General features: G+C 61.0%; 15 protein-coding genes. 12 read left to right on the plus strand and 3 right to left on the minus strand.

What is annotated here, in order from left to right; genetic code table 11:
- Nucleotides 1–4: 4 nt before the first annotated feature.
- The 3 genes from ACIQUH_RS20465 to ACIQUH_RS20475 form a co-directional block, all read right to left on the minus strand.
- On the minus strand, nucleotides 5–889 hold the full coding sequence (locus ACIQUH_RS20465) for a 4-(cytidine 5'-diphospho)-2-C-methyl-D-erythritol kinase (RefSeq protein WP_400818295.1): 885 nt from the start codon (nucleotides 887–889) through the stop codon (nucleotides 5–7).
- 6 nt (nucleotides 890–895) lie between these two features.
- Complete coding sequence (locus ACIQUH_RS20470) at nucleotides 896–2,743, minus strand: tetratricopeptide repeat protein (protein WP_400818298.1); 1,848 nt, start codon at nucleotides 2,741–2,743, stop codon at nucleotides 896–898.
- Between the two features lie 189 nt (nucleotides 2,744–2,932).
- A complete protein-coding gene (locus ACIQUH_RS20475) occupies nucleotides 2,933–3,949 on the minus strand; it encodes a polyprenyl synthetase family protein (RefSeq protein ID WP_400818300.1) in 1,017 nt (338 codons plus the stop codon).
- A 111-nt stretch (nucleotides 3,950–4,060) separates the two neighbouring features.
- On the opposite strand from ACIQUH_RS20475, the gene ACIQUH_RS20480 reads away from it, so the two are divergent.
- The 12 genes from ACIQUH_RS20480 (at nucleotide 4,061) to ACIQUH_RS20535 (ending at nucleotide 15,135) form a co-directional block, all read left to right on the plus strand.
- Complete coding sequence (locus tag ACIQUH_RS20480; RefSeq protein WP_003503261.1) at nucleotides 4,061–4,291, plus strand: DUF2007 domain-containing protein; 231 nt, start codon at nucleotides 4,061–4,063, stop codon at nucleotides 4,289–4,291.
- Nucleotides 4,292–4,297: 6 nt separating this feature from the next.
- Nucleotides 4,298–5,098, plus strand: a complete 801-nt coding sequence (locus ACIQUH_RS20485; RefSeq protein ID WP_400818302.1) for a tRNA1(Val) (adenine(37)-N6)-methyltransferase — start codon at nucleotides 4,298–4,300, stop codon at nucleotides 5,096–5,098.
- A gap of 91 nt (nucleotides 5,099–5,189) precedes the next feature.
- On the plus strand, nucleotides 5,190–6,056 hold the full coding sequence (locus ACIQUH_RS20490; RefSeq protein ID WP_400818304.1) for a S49 family peptidase: 867 nt from the start codon (nucleotides 5,190–5,192) through the stop codon (nucleotides 6,054–6,056).
- A 20-nt stretch (nucleotides 6,057–6,076) separates the two neighbouring features.
- Nucleotides 6,077–6,271, plus strand: coding sequence for an NfeD family protein (locus ACIQUH_RS20495; protein ID WP_003503256.1), 195 nt, complete (start codon nucleotides 6,077–6,079; stop codon nucleotides 6,269–6,271).
- A gap of 52 nt (nucleotides 6,272–6,323) precedes the next feature.
- Nucleotides 6,324–6,554, plus strand: a complete 231-nt coding sequence (locus tag ACIQUH_RS20500) for an AbrB/MazE/SpoVT family DNA-binding domain-containing protein (protein ID WP_400818306.1) — start codon at nucleotides 6,324–6,326, stop codon at nucleotides 6,552–6,554.
- Nucleotides 6,551–6,967 (plus strand): PIN domain-containing protein, encoded by a 417-nt coding sequence (locus ACIQUH_RS20505; protein WP_400818308.1) that lies wholly within the window; start codon nucleotides 6,551–6,553, stop codon nucleotides 6,965–6,967. Before ACIQUH_RS20500 ends, ACIQUH_RS20505 begins: the two co-directional genes overlap by 4 nt.
- Before the next feature lie 80 nt (nucleotides 6,968–7,047).
- The gene (locus ACIQUH_RS20510; protein ID WP_059760683.1) at nucleotides 7,048–8,010 is read left to right on the plus strand and encodes a glycine--tRNA ligase subunit alpha; all 963 of its coding nucleotides are present in this window, start codon (nucleotides 7,048–7,050) and stop codon (nucleotides 8,008–8,010) included.
- 78 nt (nucleotides 8,011–8,088) lie between these two features.
- On the plus strand, nucleotides 8,089–8,640 hold the full coding sequence (locus tag ACIQUH_RS20515; protein ID WP_400818311.1) for a LemA family protein: 552 nt from the start codon (nucleotides 8,089–8,091) through the stop codon (nucleotides 8,638–8,640).
- A gap of 87 nt (nucleotides 8,641–8,727) precedes the next feature.
- The gene (locus ACIQUH_RS20520; RefSeq protein ID WP_400818314.1) at nucleotides 8,728–10,005 is read left to right on the plus strand and encodes a 3-phosphoshikimate 1-carboxyvinyltransferase; all 1,278 of its coding nucleotides are present in this window, start codon (nucleotides 8,728–8,730) and stop codon (nucleotides 10,003–10,005) included.
- Between the two features lie 216 nt (nucleotides 10,006–10,221).
- Nucleotides 10,222–12,159, plus strand: a complete 1,938-nt coding sequence (locus tag ACIQUH_RS20525) for a DUF2207 domain-containing protein (protein WP_400818316.1) — start codon at nucleotides 10,222–10,224, stop codon at nucleotides 12,157–12,159.
- A gap of 98 nt (nucleotides 12,160–12,257) precedes the next feature.
- Nucleotides 12,258–14,411, plus strand: coding sequence for a glycine--tRNA ligase subunit beta (gene glyS / locus ACIQUH_RS20530; protein ID WP_400818319.1), 2,154 nt, complete (start codon nucleotides 12,258–12,260; stop codon nucleotides 14,409–14,411).
- 229 nt (nucleotides 14,412–14,640) lie between these two features.
- The gene (locus ACIQUH_RS20535) at nucleotides 14,641–15,135 is read left to right on the plus strand and encodes a DUF523 domain-containing protein (RefSeq protein ID WP_400818322.1); all 495 of its coding nucleotides are present in this window, start codon (nucleotides 14,641–14,643) and stop codon (nucleotides 15,133–15,135) included.
- Nucleotides 15,136–15,331: the final 196 nt, after the last annotated feature.

The raw sequence follows: 15,331 nt of genomic DNA on the forward strand, positions 1-15,331 counted from the left end.
ATCCTCAAATGGTCCGCGTCGCCTGAAAATACCAGCCGGGGTGTTTCTTCCGAAGCGATGTTTCCGCGTTTTGGGCGGCATCGAAGGAATGAAAAATTCCGAAACAGGTTGCTCCCGAACCGGACATGCGCGCAAGCGCCGCACCTTCCTGCGAAAGCAACCCGATGATCTCCCCGATCTCCGGCAGCAGCGCCTGTGCCGGTGGCTGCAGATCGTTACGGCTTTGGGCGAGGAAATCCATCCAGCCAATCGTCGCAGGGGCGGGCAGCGGTGGATTGGTCTTGTTGTGCAATCGCCGGAAAATCTCCGGCGTCGAGACCGCCTTCAGCGGATTGGCCAGAACCATGGATAGTTCCGGCAGATCGGTGATCGCTTCGATGTCCTCGCCGATGCCGCGCGCGATCAGGGGCCGGCTCTCAAGGCACATCGGCACATCCGCCCCGAGTGTCAGCGCCATGGATGCAAGCGCATCCGGTGCGATCCCGGCACCCCAGTGCCGCAAAAGCCCCCGCAACGTTGCCGCCGCATCCGCCGAGCCGCCGCCGATGCCGGAAGCCACCGGCAGGTTCTTTTCAAGATGAATGGCGACCGGGGGTGCGGGCTGACCCGTCGATGCGAGCGCATCGCGCAGCAGGTCTCTGGCGCGGGTGACGAGGTTATCGCCGCCATCGCCGGCGCGCAAGAGATCGCCAAAGGGGCCTGAGATGGAGAAACCGTCGGCATCGGCGTCGCGAATGCGGATCGTGTCGCCGGTTTCGGTAAAGGTCACCAGCGTTTCGAGCAGATGATACCCATCCGCTCGCTGGCCGGTCACATGCAGTGCCAGATTGATCTTGGCCGGGGCCGCCTCGATGGTCTCGGTGGCTCCGGAAACTTCATGTCCGCGCATGCGGCGTCAGGATTTCTTGTCCGGAGTGGCAGCCGGTGCCGGTGCCGGAGGAGCCGGCGGCTGTGGCGCGACGTCCTTCTTGGCGGTATTTTCGGCATCTTTTTCCACCGGCGGCAGGCCGTTGGCGATCTTTTCCTTCACCTTGGCCTTGTCCACGTCGTCGCTGTCGCCGATCAATGCGCGGTTCCACTGATAAACCGCCTCGATCTTGCGGCCGACCCGCCAATAGGCGTCGCCCAGATGGTCGTTGATGGTCGGATCGCCGGCTTTCAGTTCGATCGCCCGCTCCAGCTCGGTCACGGCCTCATCGAAAGCGCCGAGGCGATAATGCGCCCAGCCGAGCGAATCGACGATGTAGCCGTCATTCGGCCGAAGTTCGACGGCGCGGCTGATCATCTTCATGCCTTCATCGAGATTGATGCCCTTGTCCACCCAGGAATAACCCAGATAGTTCAGCACCTGTGGCTGTTCGGGGTTCAGCTCCAGCGCCCGCTTGAAATTCGGTTCGGCCTTGTCCCATTCCTTCAGCCGCTCATAGGCGATGCCGCGCTGGAAGAAGACGGACCAGTCGGATTTCTGCGGCACGGAGCCGATCACCTCGATGGCCTTGTCGTAGTTCTCGGCCATCGCCTTGTAGTCCTTGGCATCGGAAAGCACGCTGCCATAGGCGAGATAGGAACGAATGTCCTTCGGATCGGATTCGAGCAGGGATTGGAGATGCTTGCGCGCCTCATCCACCTTGCCGGTCTGCGCGAGCGTCAGTCCGAGCTGCAGCTCGGAGATGCGATACATGGGGGAGTCCTTCGGCACCTCGCGGTAGAAGGCAATGGCGCGGTCAGGCTGTTTCAGCACTTCGGACAGGCCACCGAGAAGGATGAGCGTATCCGGGCTCTTGGGATCGAGCGCGCGCGACGTCTGCAGATAAAGCGTCACGATCTCTTCGGCGCCTTCGCGGTTCAGCGCGCCGGCGATGGAGAACATGACGCTGGCGGCGCCCTCCACTGCATTGGTGATCTGCTGTTCCGGCTTTTCACCATTTTCGATGGACTGGCGAAGCGCTTTCAGAGGCGCGTAATTCGGCGCGAAAGTGTCGCCGACCGCAATCGCATCCAGCGCCTTCTGCTTGTTGCCGGCGGAAGCCTCCAGCCGGGCAAGCGCCATCACCGCGCGCATATAGGTATCGGAGGCGGTTGCCCCGCCTTCGCGATCGGTCACTGCTTCATTGAGGCTTTTGCGGGCCGCTTCCGTATTGCCGGAAACGAGGGCAATGGCTGCCGCATTGTATTTCTGGAAGATCGAGATCCAGCCCGGGCCCTTCATATTGTTGACCAGCGCCAGCGCTTCCTTCGGCTTGCCGGAACCGGCACGCGCCCAGGCGGTCAAAAGCGTGTTGACCATGCGGTCGAGATCGTTCGGACCGGTATATTTCAGGATTTTCTCGGCCTTGGCGAATTCCTTGTCCTTGATGGCGTCGAGACCGCGCACGATGGTCGTCACGCGCTCCACCGAGGTATCGTCCTTCATCGAATCGGCGATCTTGGCGCCGGCCTCGAAATTGCCGCTCAGAAGTTCGGCGATCATCAGCCGCTGGCGGATTTCCGTATTGGCCGGATCGAATTCCAGCGCCTTCTTGTAGAGAGAAATCGCGGTGGGATAATCCTGATCGACATCGGCATTGCGTCCGGCGAGGAAGGCGCCGGAGAAGGTGTTCACCTTGCCGGGATCGAACGTAACGGCCTTGTCTTCCGGTGTCGCCTTCGTCTCCGCAAAGCCGGGGCTCGCACCCGCGCCGATTGCGAGAGCAGCGGCAAGAGCCGCGCTGCAGAGAAGACGGAGTGCTGGTTTACGCCGCATGAGGGAACCTTTGCCTTTGTGCAGAAGCACGGAAAAATCAGTTTCCATTGTTGGTCACGATAGAATGGCTTTTTTGAAGCAGCCCCGCAAGAAATTATGGCCCCGGCCACAATCACGCCTTGCGGAGAAGCTGGCCCGGAACCTTGGGCGGACGGTCTTTTCCATCCGCTTTTCGTCCGGCCTGCGGCGTCAGTTCAGACGCTCGATGCAGAAGTCGATCACTTCCAGAAGCGCATCTTTCCAGGGGCTCTGTGGCAGCGGTGCGAGCGCATCGCGGGCGATGGTGCCGTAATGCGTGGCGCGGCCGATCGTATCGCCAAGACCGTTGTACTTGGTGATCAGGCCCAGCGCCTTTTCGAGGTTCTCATCGCTGCTTTCGCCCTTTTCGATGGCGTTGCGCCAGAAGGCGCGCTCATCCTGCGTGCCGCGACGATAGGACAGGATGACCGGCAGGGTGATCTTGCCTTCACGGAAATCATCACCGGTATTCTTGCCGAGATCGGCGGATTTTCCACCGTAGTCCAGCACATCGTCGACCAGCTGGAAGGCGAGGCCGAGATTCATGCCGTAGGATTTCAGTGCGCTGCGGGTCGCCTTGTCGGTCTTGGCGACGATGGGGCCGACTTCCGCCGCCGCCGCAAAAAGGGCGGCCGTCTTGGCGCGAATCACCTGCAGATAATCGTCTTCGGTCGTTTCCATGTTCTTGGCGACCGAAAGCTGCAGCACCTCGCCTTCGGCGATCACCGAGGCGGCGGTGGAGAGCACGTCGAGCGCATCGAGAGAGCCGACATCCACCATCATGCGGAAGGCCTGGCCGAGCAGGAAGTCGCCGACGAGAACGCTCGCCTGGTTGCCCCAGATGGTGCGGGCGGTGGATTTGCCGCGGCGCAGGTCGCTTTCATCCACCACATCATCATGCAGCAGCGTCGCCGTGTGCATGAATTCCACGCTGGTGGCGAGCTTGATGTGGTGATCGCCCTCGTAGCCGAACATCGAGGCCGACGCGAGCGTCAGCATCGGCCGCAGCCGCTTGCCGCCAGAGGAGATGAGGTGGTTGGCCACCTCGGGTATCATCTGGACATCGGAACCGGCCTTGGAAAGGATAAGCTGGTTCACCCGTTCCATATCGGGGCGGGTCAGGTCGACAAGCGGCTTGACGGATGCGAGTTTGTTTTTGCTTTCTTCAAGCGGTATGACGACGCCCAAGGGACAGGACTCCAGTTCGAATTTGAATTCGACAATAAAAACTGACGCCTTGCGCGGCAAGGGGCGAATTGCCGCTAGCCATTCAAAAAGATGGGAATTTAAGGTCTATCCATGCGTGAACTGATCCGTACCAACGATGCCGTGCTGCTCTCCTTCGCCGAAAGCCTGATGAAGGATGCCGGCATCCATTGCCTTATCGCCGATCAGGCGATGAGCATTCTGGAAGGATCGCTCGGTCTTTTACCGCGAAGGTTTCTGGTGGAAGAAGATCGGGCCGATCAGGCCCGCCGCATTCTCATCGATGCGGGGCTCGGCGACGAATTGCGCAACGAAGAGGCTTGAGCGGCGGTGGGCGACGGCATTTCCGAAACGATCGACGCCTTTCACCGGGGTCGGTTTCACATCATCCAGCCAAAGGGCAGGGGGCATCGGGCCGGCATGGACGCCATGCTGCTGGCATCACTGGTGGCGGATGACCGGGCCTGCCGGATCGCCGATCTCGGCGCGGGCGCGGGTGCTGCCGGCATGGCGGTTGCGGCGCGGCTCGAAAGGGCCGAGGTGACGCTCTACGAACGCTCGCCGGAAATGGCGCAATTTGCCCGCCGCAGCCTCGAATTGCCTGAAAATGCCGCTTTTTTCGCTCGGGTGAATGTGCGCGAGGCGGATGTGACCCTGCGGGCGAAAGCACGCGCCGAAGCCGGGTTGCCCGATGATTATTTCCATCACGTGATCATGAACCCGCCCTATAACGACGCGGGCGACCGCCGCACGCCGGATGCCCTGAAGGCGGAAGCGCACGCCATGACGGAAGGCCTGTTCGAAGACTGGATCAGGACCGCGGGCGCGATCATGGTTCCGGGCGGGCAGCTTTCCCTGATTTCAAGGCCGCAATCCGTGGCGGAGATCATCGACGCCTGCGGCAACCGTTTCGGCGGCATCGAAATCACCCTCATCCATCCGCGTCCCGGTGAGGACGCGGTGCGTATGCTTATCACCGCCATCAAGGGTTCCCGGGCGCGGCTGTCCTTCCGCGCACCTCTCACCATGCATGAGACCGGCAGCCATGCCTTCACCCCCTTCGTCGATGACCTGAATAATGGCCGCGTTGCCTATTCGCGTCATGTAAGGGCAATCCGGCCCGCGTCATAAATATCGCGGTTCCGCCGGCCGCAAACCATTGTGTTTTCCGGGGCGATACATACATCCGTGACGAACGGATAAATGCTGCGAGGATTGAGTAGTGGGTTTTCTGAAGTATCTGGTGCCGAAACGCTTTCGTAAAAAAGAGCTCGTCATCCCGGTGGTGCGCATGCATGGCGCGATCATGGCCGGCGGCAACCAGTTCCGCCCCGCCCTCAATCTCGCCTCCTATGCGCCGCTTCTGGAAAAGGCCTTCGCCGTCACGGATGCCCCGGCCGTCGCCATTTCGCTCAACTCGCCCGGCGGTTCGCCGGTGCAGGCGCGGATGATCTATAACCGCATCCGCCAGCTTGCCGAGGAAAAGGAAAAGAAAGTCCTGATCTTCGTGGAGGACGTTGCAGCCTCCGGCGGTTACATGATCGCGCTTGCCGGTGATGAAATCATCGCCGATCCCACCTCCATCGTCGGTTCGATCGGCGTCGTTTCCGGCGGCTTCGGTTTTCCGGAAATGCTGAAGAAGATCGGTGTGGAGCGCCGTGTCTATACGGCCGGCGAGAACAAGGTCATCCTCGATCCCTTCCAGCCCGAAAAGGAAGGCGATATCGATTACCTGAAGTCGCTTCAGGTCGAAATCCACAATGTTTTCATCGATATGGTCAAGATGCGCCGCGGCTCGAAACTGAAGGGCGACGAGGCAATCTTCTCCGGCCTGTTCTGGACCGGCATGCGCGGTCTCGATCTCGGCCTGATCGACGGGCTGGGCGACATGCGCGAGGTTCTGCGCCGCCGTTATGGTGAAAAGGTCAAGCTCCAGCTCGTCAGCGGCGGGCGCACTTTGTTCGGCAAAAAGGTGCCGGGCGTCAATGCTGCCTTGGACGTGAATGCCGAAAGGCTGGCCGCCGGCGCCGCCTCGGGGCTTGCGGAGGTCGCCGAAGAAAAGGCATTGTGGTCGCGTTTCGGTCTATGATGTCGCGGGAATAAAGCCTTATGGCGCAGCTCATTACAATTATTCTTCTGGTGGTGGGATCCGTCATCCTTTACCGCCGCTTCGTCCGCGATGCGGAAAAGCTTTCGGCGAAATCGAAACAGCGCGAGAAGGAACGCGAGACCGGCGCCATCGGCACGCTGATCAAGGACCCGGAAACCGGCGAATACCGCGTGAAGCGCGAGGATGAGACGTAATTTTCCTGTAACGTGGAATTTGCTATAGTCTCTTTGTCGATAGGAGGCATCCATGCGCGTCACGAAATGGGGCGACAGTCTTGCGGTCCGCATTCCGGCGGATGTCGCGGAAGCTTTGCATATCAAGGAAGGCGACGAGGTGGATGTTGTGACCTCGACTGTACCCCTTGCTCAAACGCCGACTGAAGACGAACGGCGTCAGGCACTGGAGAAAATTCGGGCGCTTCGCTGGACCTTGCCGGCTGACTACAGGTTTGATCGCGACGAGGCGAATGAGCGTTGAGCGGAACGCCCTTCGTTGACACCAATATTCTGGTCTATGCTTCAACCTCCGACCGGCACTCGGAGGTGGCCAATGCTATTATATCGCAGCCCTTCATCACCAGTGTGCAGGCGCTTAACGAGTTTTCAGTCGTAGCGCGGAGAAAATTGCGAATGGAGTGGAGCATCATACGCTCTGCTTTGGAAGATTTCAGAACGGCCGCCGCGCGGATTGTGCCACTTGATGTGTCTATTCACTTGGCCGCGCTTGATGTCGCAGAGCGATACAGTGTCGCATTTTACGACGCCTTGATGCTGGCAGCCGCATTGGAGGCTGAGAGCGCCGTCTTCCTCTCCGAAGACATGCATGACGGTCTCACCGTCGAAGGGCGGATGAAGATCGTCAACCCCTTCACTTCCCGCCTCCACGCATAAAACCTTGACCCTCAGGCCCTGCCGTGGCACCAGTCCGCATCCGAAGTAAGTCAATGCTTACTTGTCCTCCTAACGCCGCGATGACTGCAATGACCGATGTTCCCGACCACATGAACCCGAAGCGTTCCTTTCAGGCCCTGATCCTGACGCTGCACAATTACTGGGCCGACAAGGGCTGCGCGGTGCTGCAGCCCTATGATATGGAAGTGGGCGCGGGTACGTTTCATCCGGCGACGACGCTGCGCGCACTCGGTCCGAAGCCGTGGAAGGCCGCTTATGTGCAGCCGTCGCGCCGCCCTTCCGACGGCCGTTACGGTGAAAACCCCAACCGCCTGCAGCATTATTACCAGTATCAGGTCATCCTGAAGCCCAACCCGTCCAACCTGCAGGAACTCTATCTCGGTTCGCTGAAGGCGATCGGTCTCGATCCGCTGCTGCATGACGTGCGCTTCGTCGAAGACGACTGGGAAAGCCCCACGCTCGGCGCCTGGGGTCTTGGCTGGGAATGCTGGTGCGACGGTATGGAAGTCTCGCAGTTCACCTATTTCCAGCAGGTCTGCGGCATCGAATGCTCGCCGGTTGCGGGCGAACTGACCTATGGTCTGGAGCGTCTGGCCATGTATGTGCAGGGCGTCGACAATGTTTACGACCTGAACTTCAACGGCCGCGAGGGCGAAGAGAAGATTTCCTATGGCGACGTCTTCCTGCAGGCTGAGCAGGAATATTCCCGTCACAACTTCGAATTTGCCGATACCGCCATGCTGCATCGTCATTTCATCGACGCCGAAAAGGAATGCCAGGCGCTTCTCGCCGCCGGCGCGCCCGGTGATAACGACAATCAGCGCCTGCACAAATGCGTGTTCCCGGCCTATGACCAGTGCATCAAGGCCAGCCATGTCTTCAACCTTCTGGATGCGCGCGGCGTAATTTCGGTCACGGAACGCCAGAGCTATATCCTGCGCGTGCGCACGCTGGCGAAAGCCTGCGGCGAAGCCTTCCTGCTGACGGATGCGGGCGGGGTGAACTGGAACAGGGCCGCCTGAACGTTTATGTAGGGCGAGGCAACAGTCTAACGTGCGGATGCCATTATGGTATCCGCGCCTCTTGAGGAGGGGTCGGGAATGTTCATCACGCTGGCAATCATCGCGGCAATCGCGCTTTATGTCGTCTTCATCTATAACGGCCTCGTCAAGGCGCGGCAGATGAAGGAAGAAGCGTGGTCGGGCATCGACGTGCAGCTGAAGCGCCGCGCCGATCTCATTCCCAACCTCATCGAGACCGTGAAGGGTTATGCCGCGCATGAAAAGAGCACCTTCGAAGAGGTGATCAACCTGCGCAACCGGGCGCAGGCCGTGCCGGCGGGCGATGTCGAAGGCCGCGCCCAGGCGGAAGGCCTGCTGTCGCAGGCGCTCGGCAAGCTTTTTGCTCTCGCCGAAGCCTATCCCGACCTCAAGGCCAATGCGAACTTTCTGGAATTGCAGCGCTCGCTCGAAACCATCGAAGGCGAAATCCAGATGTCGCGCCGTTATTACAATGGCGCTGCCCGCGATCTGAACGTCAAGGTGGAAAGCTTCCCGTCCAATCTGGTCGCCGGCCAGTTCGGCTTTGCCAAGGCGCCCTATTTCGAGATCGAGAACCCGGCCGACCGCGCCGTGCCGACAGTGAAATTCTAAGCGCACTGCTCTTCCGGCGGCTTAAAACTTCCCGTTCAAATTCCGATAGTCCGGCCCCGTGCCGCATTTTTTGACAAGACGACAATCATGATCGAACTGACCATCACCCCGCCCGACCACCCGCTTTCCGGCAAGGTCGAGCCGCCCGGCTCCAAATCCATCACCAATCGTGCGCTTCTCCTGGCTGGTCTTGCCAGGGGCAAAAGCCGGTTGACCGGTGCACTGAAAAGCGACGACACGCTTTATATGGCCGAAGCCTTGCGCGAGATGGGCGTGAAGGTAACCGAGCCTGACGCCACGACGTTTGTGGTGGAAGGCACGGGCGTTTTGCAACAGCCCGAAAAGCCGCTTTTCCTTGGCAATGCCGGCACGGCTACGCGCTTCCTCACTGCCGCTGCCGCACTTGTGGATGGCGCCGTCATCATCGATGGCGACGAGCACATGCGCAAACGCCCGATCATGCCGCTGGTGGAAGCCCTGCGCTCCCTCGGCGTCGAGGCGGATGCCCCGACCGGTTGCCCGCCCGTCACCGTCTGCGGCAAGGGCACAGGGTTCCCGAAAGGCAGCGTCACCATCGATGCCAACCTTTCCAGCCAGTATGTCTCGGCGCTGCTGATGGCGGCGGCCTGCGGCGACAAGCCTGTCGATATCATCCTCAAGGGCGAGGAAATCGGCGCGAAAGGCTATATCGATCTCACCACCTCAGCCATGGAAGCCTTCGGCGCCAAGGTGGAGCGGGTCAGCAACGCCATCTGGCGCGTGCATCCGACGGGTTACACGGCCACCGATTTCCACATCGAGCCGGATGCCTCCGCCGCCACCTATCTCTGGGGCGCGGAGCTTCTGACCGGCGGCGTGATCGATATCGGCACGCCGGCCGACAAATTCACCCAGCCGGATGCCAAGGCCTACGACGTCATGGCAAAGTTTCCGCACCTGCCCGCCGAAATCGACGGTTCGCAGATGCAGGACGCCATTCCGACCATTGCGGTTCTGGCCGCCTTCAACGAGACGCCGGTGCGTTTCGTCGGCATCGCCAACCTGCGCGTCAAGGAATGTGACCGCATCCGCGCCGTCTCGCTCGGCCTTAACGAAATCCGCGATGGTCTGGCGCATGAGGAAGGCGACGACCTGATCGTGCATTCCGATCCCGCTCTGGCCGGCCAGACGGTCAAGGCTTCCATCGATACCTTTGCCGACCACCGCATCGCCATGAGCTTTGCGCTGGCGGCCCTGAAGATCGGCGGCATTGCGATCCAGAACCCGGCCTGCGTCGGCAAGACCTATCCGGGCTACTGGAAGGCGCTTGCCTCGCTCGGCGTCGACTATACCGAAAAGGAAAGCGCTGCTGAGCCGCAGCATTAGAAGAACGGTATTGGTTTTCCGTCATTCCGGCCTTGAGCCGGAATCCAGCGCGATCAAGTCCTTGATCGCGAAAGACTCTTCAAGCCGCGCAGACGCGCGGCTGCTGGATACCGGGTCATCCTCGGACTTGATCCGGGGACCGGTATGACGGAATGACCGTACTGCGCATCATCACTTGAAACCGGAAACGCTCTGCCCCCTCAAGGAGAACTGCCCGTGAAGACCATCGCCGCAAGACTTCTCGCGCTGTTCGTCTTTCTGGGCGCCGCCTTCCCGGCCTTGGCGGAGGAATTTATCCGCTCCTACCATTCCGTCGTCGAGGTGGCGGCGGATGGCAAGCTGACGGTGACGGAAACCATCACCGCCCGCGCTGAAGGCCAAAACATCAAGCGCGGCATCTTCCGCGATTTCCCGCTTTATGCGCTGGATGCGAATAACCGCCGCACCAAGGTGGATTTCAACGTCGTTTCGGTGGAGCGCGATGGTGCGCCGGAAAACTGGCGCACCGAAACGATCGATGGCGGCATCCGTATCTATACCGGCAGCGCCGACCGCTTTCTGCCGACCGGCGAACACATCTTCCAGATCACCTATACCACCGCCCGGCAGATCCGTTATTTCAGCGATTATGATGAGCTGACCTGGAACGTCACCGGCAATGGCTGGCAGTTCCCAATGGGCGAGATTTCCGCGACCATCACTCTGCCGCAGGGCGTCAAGGCCACCGATACAGCCGTCTTCACCGGTCCGCTTGGCGCGAAAGGCAAGGATGCCCGCATCCTCAGCGAAGGCAACGAAGTCTTTTTCGCCTCCACCCGTCCATTTTCGGTGGGTGAAGGCATGACGGTCGCCGTCAAGCTGCCCAAGGGTGCCATTGCCGCGCCTGACAGTTCGCAGGAGGCGGGCTGGTGGCTGCGCGACAATCTCGCCATCCTGCTTTCGGGCGGCGGGCTTCTGGCTGTGCTGCTTTATTATCTGCGGGCGTGGTTCGCCGTTGGCCGCGATCCGGCGAAGGGCGTGATCGTGCCGCGCTGGGATGCGCCGGAAGGGCTTTCCCCGGCTCTGGTCAATTATGTCGATAATCGCGGTTTTTCCGGTGCAGGCTGGACGGCGCTCTCTGCCTCGGCCCTTGATCTGGCGGTGAAGGGTTATGTCGTTCTGGAAGACCTGAAGAATTCCATCGTCATTCGCCGCACGGAAAAGGCAACCGCTGCCGATCTGCCGACCGGGCAGAAGACGCTGCTTTCCTCCATCGGCGGCTCGGGCGAGACGCTGACCATCGACAAGGCCCATGGCGCGGAGGTTGAGAAGGTCGGCAAGCAGTTCCGCGCAGCGATAGAGAAAGAGCATCGCGGCAAATATTACCGCAGCAATGCCGGCTACATCGTTTTCGGTATCTTCTTCAGCATCGCCATCATCATCGCGACGCTGGTGTTCGGCGATCTCGATGAAAGCGCCATTGCCGCCGTCCTCGTCTTCGGCTTTTTCGCCTTCTTCTTCAGCATCCTGTCGATCGGCATCGGCCGGCAGTTCTCGCGCGGCGCACCGCTGCGAAAGCGGATCGGCGGCATCGTCATGCTGGCCTTCGCCGGTTTCGTGGCCTTTTCGGCCATTGGCGGGATCGCCACGCAAATCCTGCTGGATGTGACGCATGACACCAAGTCGCTGGCGCTGGCCGCCATCGGCGGCATCGTGCTCACCAATGCACTGTTCCTGTTCCTGATGGGCGCGCCGACGCCGCTCGGCCGCAAGCTGATGGACGGTATCGAAGGCCTCCGAACCTATCTGACACTGGCGGAAAAGGACCGGATGAACATGGCCGGCGCTCCTGCCATGTCGCCACAGCATTTCGAGACATTGCTGCCCTATGCCGTGGCGCTCGGCGTCGAAAAACCGTGGAGCCGAACCTTCGAGACCTGGCTTGCCACAGCTGCCGCCGGTGCCGCTGCTGCAACTTATGCGCCCGGCTGGTATGCGGGCAGCCATTACGGCAGCTTTGGCGACCGGATCGGCGGTTTTTCCACCTCCATGGCCAATACCATTGCCTCCACCATTCCCCAGCCCGTCAGTTCTTCTGGCTCCAGCTTTTCAGGCGGTGGCGGCGGCGGTTCTTCCGGCTCCGGCGGCGGCGGTGGTGGTGGCGGCGGCTGGTGATGCGCGCCTGCGGTAATTTAACCGATAGCTGGTGACTTTTGCCGCTGGTCTTGCTAAGTCCGCGACACTCTTTTGCAACAGATTAAAGTCCTGACCCCATGCCCGATCTTCTGCTTGAACTTCGCTCCGAGGAAATCCCCGCCCGCATGCAGCGCAAGGCGGCGGGCGATCTGAAGAAACTCGTCACCGATGCCTTGGTGGAGAGAGGGCTGACCTATGAGGGTGCGCGCGAATATTGGACGCCGCGCCGCCTGACGCTGGATATTCGCGGCCTCAACGCCCGCTCCGCCGATGTGCGTGAGGAGAAGAAGGGCCCGCGCACCGACGCCAATGAAAAGGCCATCGAGGGCTTTCTGCGCGGCGCCGGCCTCAACGATATCTCGGAAGCGCAGGTTGTTTCCGATCCGAAGAAGGGCGATTTTTACATCGCCATCATCAACAAGCCCGGCCGCCCGGCGGAAGAGATCATCGCCGAGGTGATGCCCGGCATCATCCGCTCCTTCCCCTGGCCGAAATCCATGCGCTCCGGCCCGGCCTCCATGCCGAAGGGTTCCAGCTATGCCGGCATCGAAGGCAAGGGCTCGGAAAGCCTGCGCTGGGTGCGCCCGCTGCAATCCATCGTCTGCCTGTTCGGCCCCGAACATGACGAAACGCAGGTCATTCCTTTCGCCATCGACGGCATCGTCGCCGGCAATGTCACCTATGGCCACCGTTTCCATGCGCCTGGCCCGATCACCGTGCGCCGTTTCGAAGATTATGTCTCGAGCCTCGAAAAGGCGAAAGTCATTCTCGACGCCGAGCGCCGCAAGGATATCATCCTGCACGACGCCAAGGACCTGGCCTTCGCCAACGGCCTCGATCTGGTGGAAGACGAGGGCCTTCTCGAAGAAGTCTCCGGCCTCGTTGAATGGCCGCAGGTGCTGATGGGCACCTTCGAAGAGGATTACCTGCAAATCCCGGCGGAAATCATCCGCCTCACCATCAAGACCAATCAGAAGTGTTTCGTCACCCGCAGTCAGGGCGCGGAAGAAGGCCTTTCCAACCGTTTCATCCTGATCTCGAACATCGAGGCGAGCGATGGCGGCAAGGAAATCATTCACGGTAATGGCAAGGTCGTGCGCGCGCGTCTGTCGGATGCCCGCCATTTCTGGAACCGTGACCAGGGCGATCTGCCCGATCTCGAAACGCTGAAGGACTCGGCTGCGAAATTCAGCCTCGATCTCAATAAGCCGCTCGACCAGCGCATGGCCAAGCTCGATGCGCTGAACGTTACCTTCCACGCCAAGCTCGGCACGCAGGGTGAGCGCGTGGCCCGCATTCGCGAACTGGCGAAGGCGCTGGCCCCGGTTGTCGGCGCCGATGCCGCGCTGGTGGACCGCGCCGTGGTGCTGGCCAAGGCCGACCTGCGCACCGAAGCCGTCGGCGAATTCCCCGAACTTCAGGGCCTGATGGGCCGCAAATATGCGGCGCTGCAGGGCGAAAACGAAAGCGTCGCGGCTGCTATCGAAGACCACTACAAGCCGCAAGGCCCCTCCGACCGCCTGCCGGCCGACAAGGTGGCGATCACGGTCGCTCTGGCCGATAAGCTTGATACGCTCGTCGGTTTCTGGGCCATCGATGAAAAGCCGACCGGTTCGAAGGACCCCTTCGCACTGCGCCGTGCAGCGCTGGGTGTAGTGCGTATTCTACTTGAGAAGAACGTGCGCCTGCCACTGCTGAGCGTTGCGAAGGACCCGGACCTTCTCTCCTTCTTCCATGATCGCCTGAAAGTCTACCTTCGTGATCTCGGTGCCCGTTACGATCTGATCGACGCCGTCCTCACGCCCGAATCCGATGATCTCCTGATGATCGCCCGCCGTGTCGAGGCGCTCACCGCCTTCATCACCGGCGAGGATGGCAGGAACCTCCTGGCGGGTGCCAAGCGCGCCACCCAGCTTCTGGCCGCCGAAGAAAAGAAAGGCACCGTCGTCGCCGATGGCGTTTCGGAAGAGCTTTTGAAGCTCGATGCCGAAAAGGCGCTTTATGCGGCGATCAAGACCGCCTCTGCCGACGCTGCGAAGGCCGTCGAAGGCGAAGATTTCCGCTCCGCCATGCAGGCGCTTTCGACGTTGCGCGCGCCCGTGGACAGGTTCTTCGAGGACGTGCTTGTGAATGACGAGGATGCGGCCATCCGCGCCAACCGTCTGGCGCTGCTGAAGGCCATCCGTGAGGCCACCGGAACGGTTGCGGATTTCTCGAAGATCACCGGGTGATGGGTTTTGGGGTGACCGGGACGGTAACGTGCGCGGTTCACCCCCCTCTGTCCTGCCGGACATCTCCCCCTCAAGGGGGAGATCGAATCGTGGCGGCCTTTCGGCCCCCTCGAAGGTCGCGATTTTTTGCAGGGAGCCTTCTTCTTGCCGATCTCCCCCCTTGAGGGGGAGATGTCCGGCAGGACAGAGGGGGTAACCTCGGTCTCGACTCCCACAGGATAATTTCCCATTGACCCAAACGCCCCTCAAAATCCTCATCAGCGCCTGCCTCCTCGGCCAGCCCGTCCGTTATGATGGCAAGGGCAAGCCTCTTTCGCACCCGGCAATCGAGCGCTGGCGCAGCGAGGGCAGGCTGGTGACGATCTGTCCGGAAATGGCCGGCGGCATGCCTGTCCCGCGTCCGCCGGCGGAAATAGAAGACGGGGCTTCTGGCCTCGATGTGCTGGAAGGCCGCGCCCGCGTGCTGGAGGCGACCGGCGGCGATGTCACGGCTGAGTTCATCGCCGGTGCGGAAAAGGCGCTGGCCTTCGCCAGAGCCAATGGCTGCACCCATGCGCTTCTGATCGACGGCAGCCCGTCCTGTGGATCGCTTGCGATTTACGACGGTTCGTTTTCGGGCGTTAAACATGCGGGCAACGGGGTTACGGCGGCGCTGCTCGAAAAAGCCGGTATTGCCGTATTTTCTCCTGCCGATATCGACCGGCTGGATACGCTGACTCGCTGAGACGAGGCAATGCAACACGGGATGGCTCGTTTCTCCACGTGACGAATGTTTTCCGCCGTCATCCTCGCCCTTGAGGCGAGGATCCATTCCCCGCTGGAGAGGTGGATCCTCGGGTCGAGTGTACAGCCCTGATACATAGTTGACAGATGTTCGGAGACATCCGTGACAGCTTTGCCTTTGTGGCAGAGGAGGTCGG

Source organism: Agrobacterium sp. NPDC090283, assembly GCF_044769685.1.
Lineage (GTDB): Bacteria > Pseudomonadota > Alphaproteobacteria > Rhizobiales > Rhizobiaceae > Agrobacterium.

What these genes read in the sequence shown, in the direction of transcription:
- ACIQUH_RS20465 (WP_400818295.1), bottom strand. Translation starts at nt 889, where the DNA reads ATGCGCGGACATGAAGTTTCCGGAGCCACCGAGACCATCGAGGCGGCC.
- ACIQUH_RS20470 (WP_400818298.1), bottom strand. Translation starts at nt 2,743, where the DNA reads ATGCGGCGTAAACCAGCACTCCGTCTTCTCTGCAGCGCGGCTCTTGCC.
- ACIQUH_RS20480 (WP_003503261.1), top strand. Translation starts at nt 4,061, where the DNA reads ATGCGTGAACTGATCCGTACCAACGATGCCGTGCTGCTCTCCTTCGCC.
- ACIQUH_RS20495 (WP_003503256.1), top strand. Translation starts at nt 6,077, where the DNA reads ATGGCGCAGCTCATTACAATTATTCTTCTGGTGGTGGGATCCGTCATC.
- ACIQUH_RS20500 (WP_400818306.1), top strand. Translation starts at nt 6,324, where the DNA reads ATGCGCGTCACGAAATGGGGCGACAGTCTTGCGGTCCGCATTCCGGCG.
- ACIQUH_RS20510 (WP_059760683.1), top strand. Translation starts at nt 7,048, where the DNA reads ATGACTGCAATGACCGATGTTCCCGACCACATGAACCCGAAGCGTTCC.
- ACIQUH_RS20515 (WP_400818311.1), top strand. Translation starts at nt 8,089, where the DNA reads ATGTTCATCACGCTGGCAATCATCGCGGCAATCGCGCTTTATGTCGTC.
- ACIQUH_RS20520 (WP_400818314.1), top strand. Translation starts at nt 8,728, where the DNA reads ATGATCGAACTGACCATCACCCCGCCCGACCACCCGCTTTCCGGCAAG.
- glyS (WP_400818319.1), top strand. Translation starts at nt 12,258, where the DNA reads ATGCCCGATCTTCTGCTTGAACTTCGCTCCGAGGAAATCCCCGCCCGC.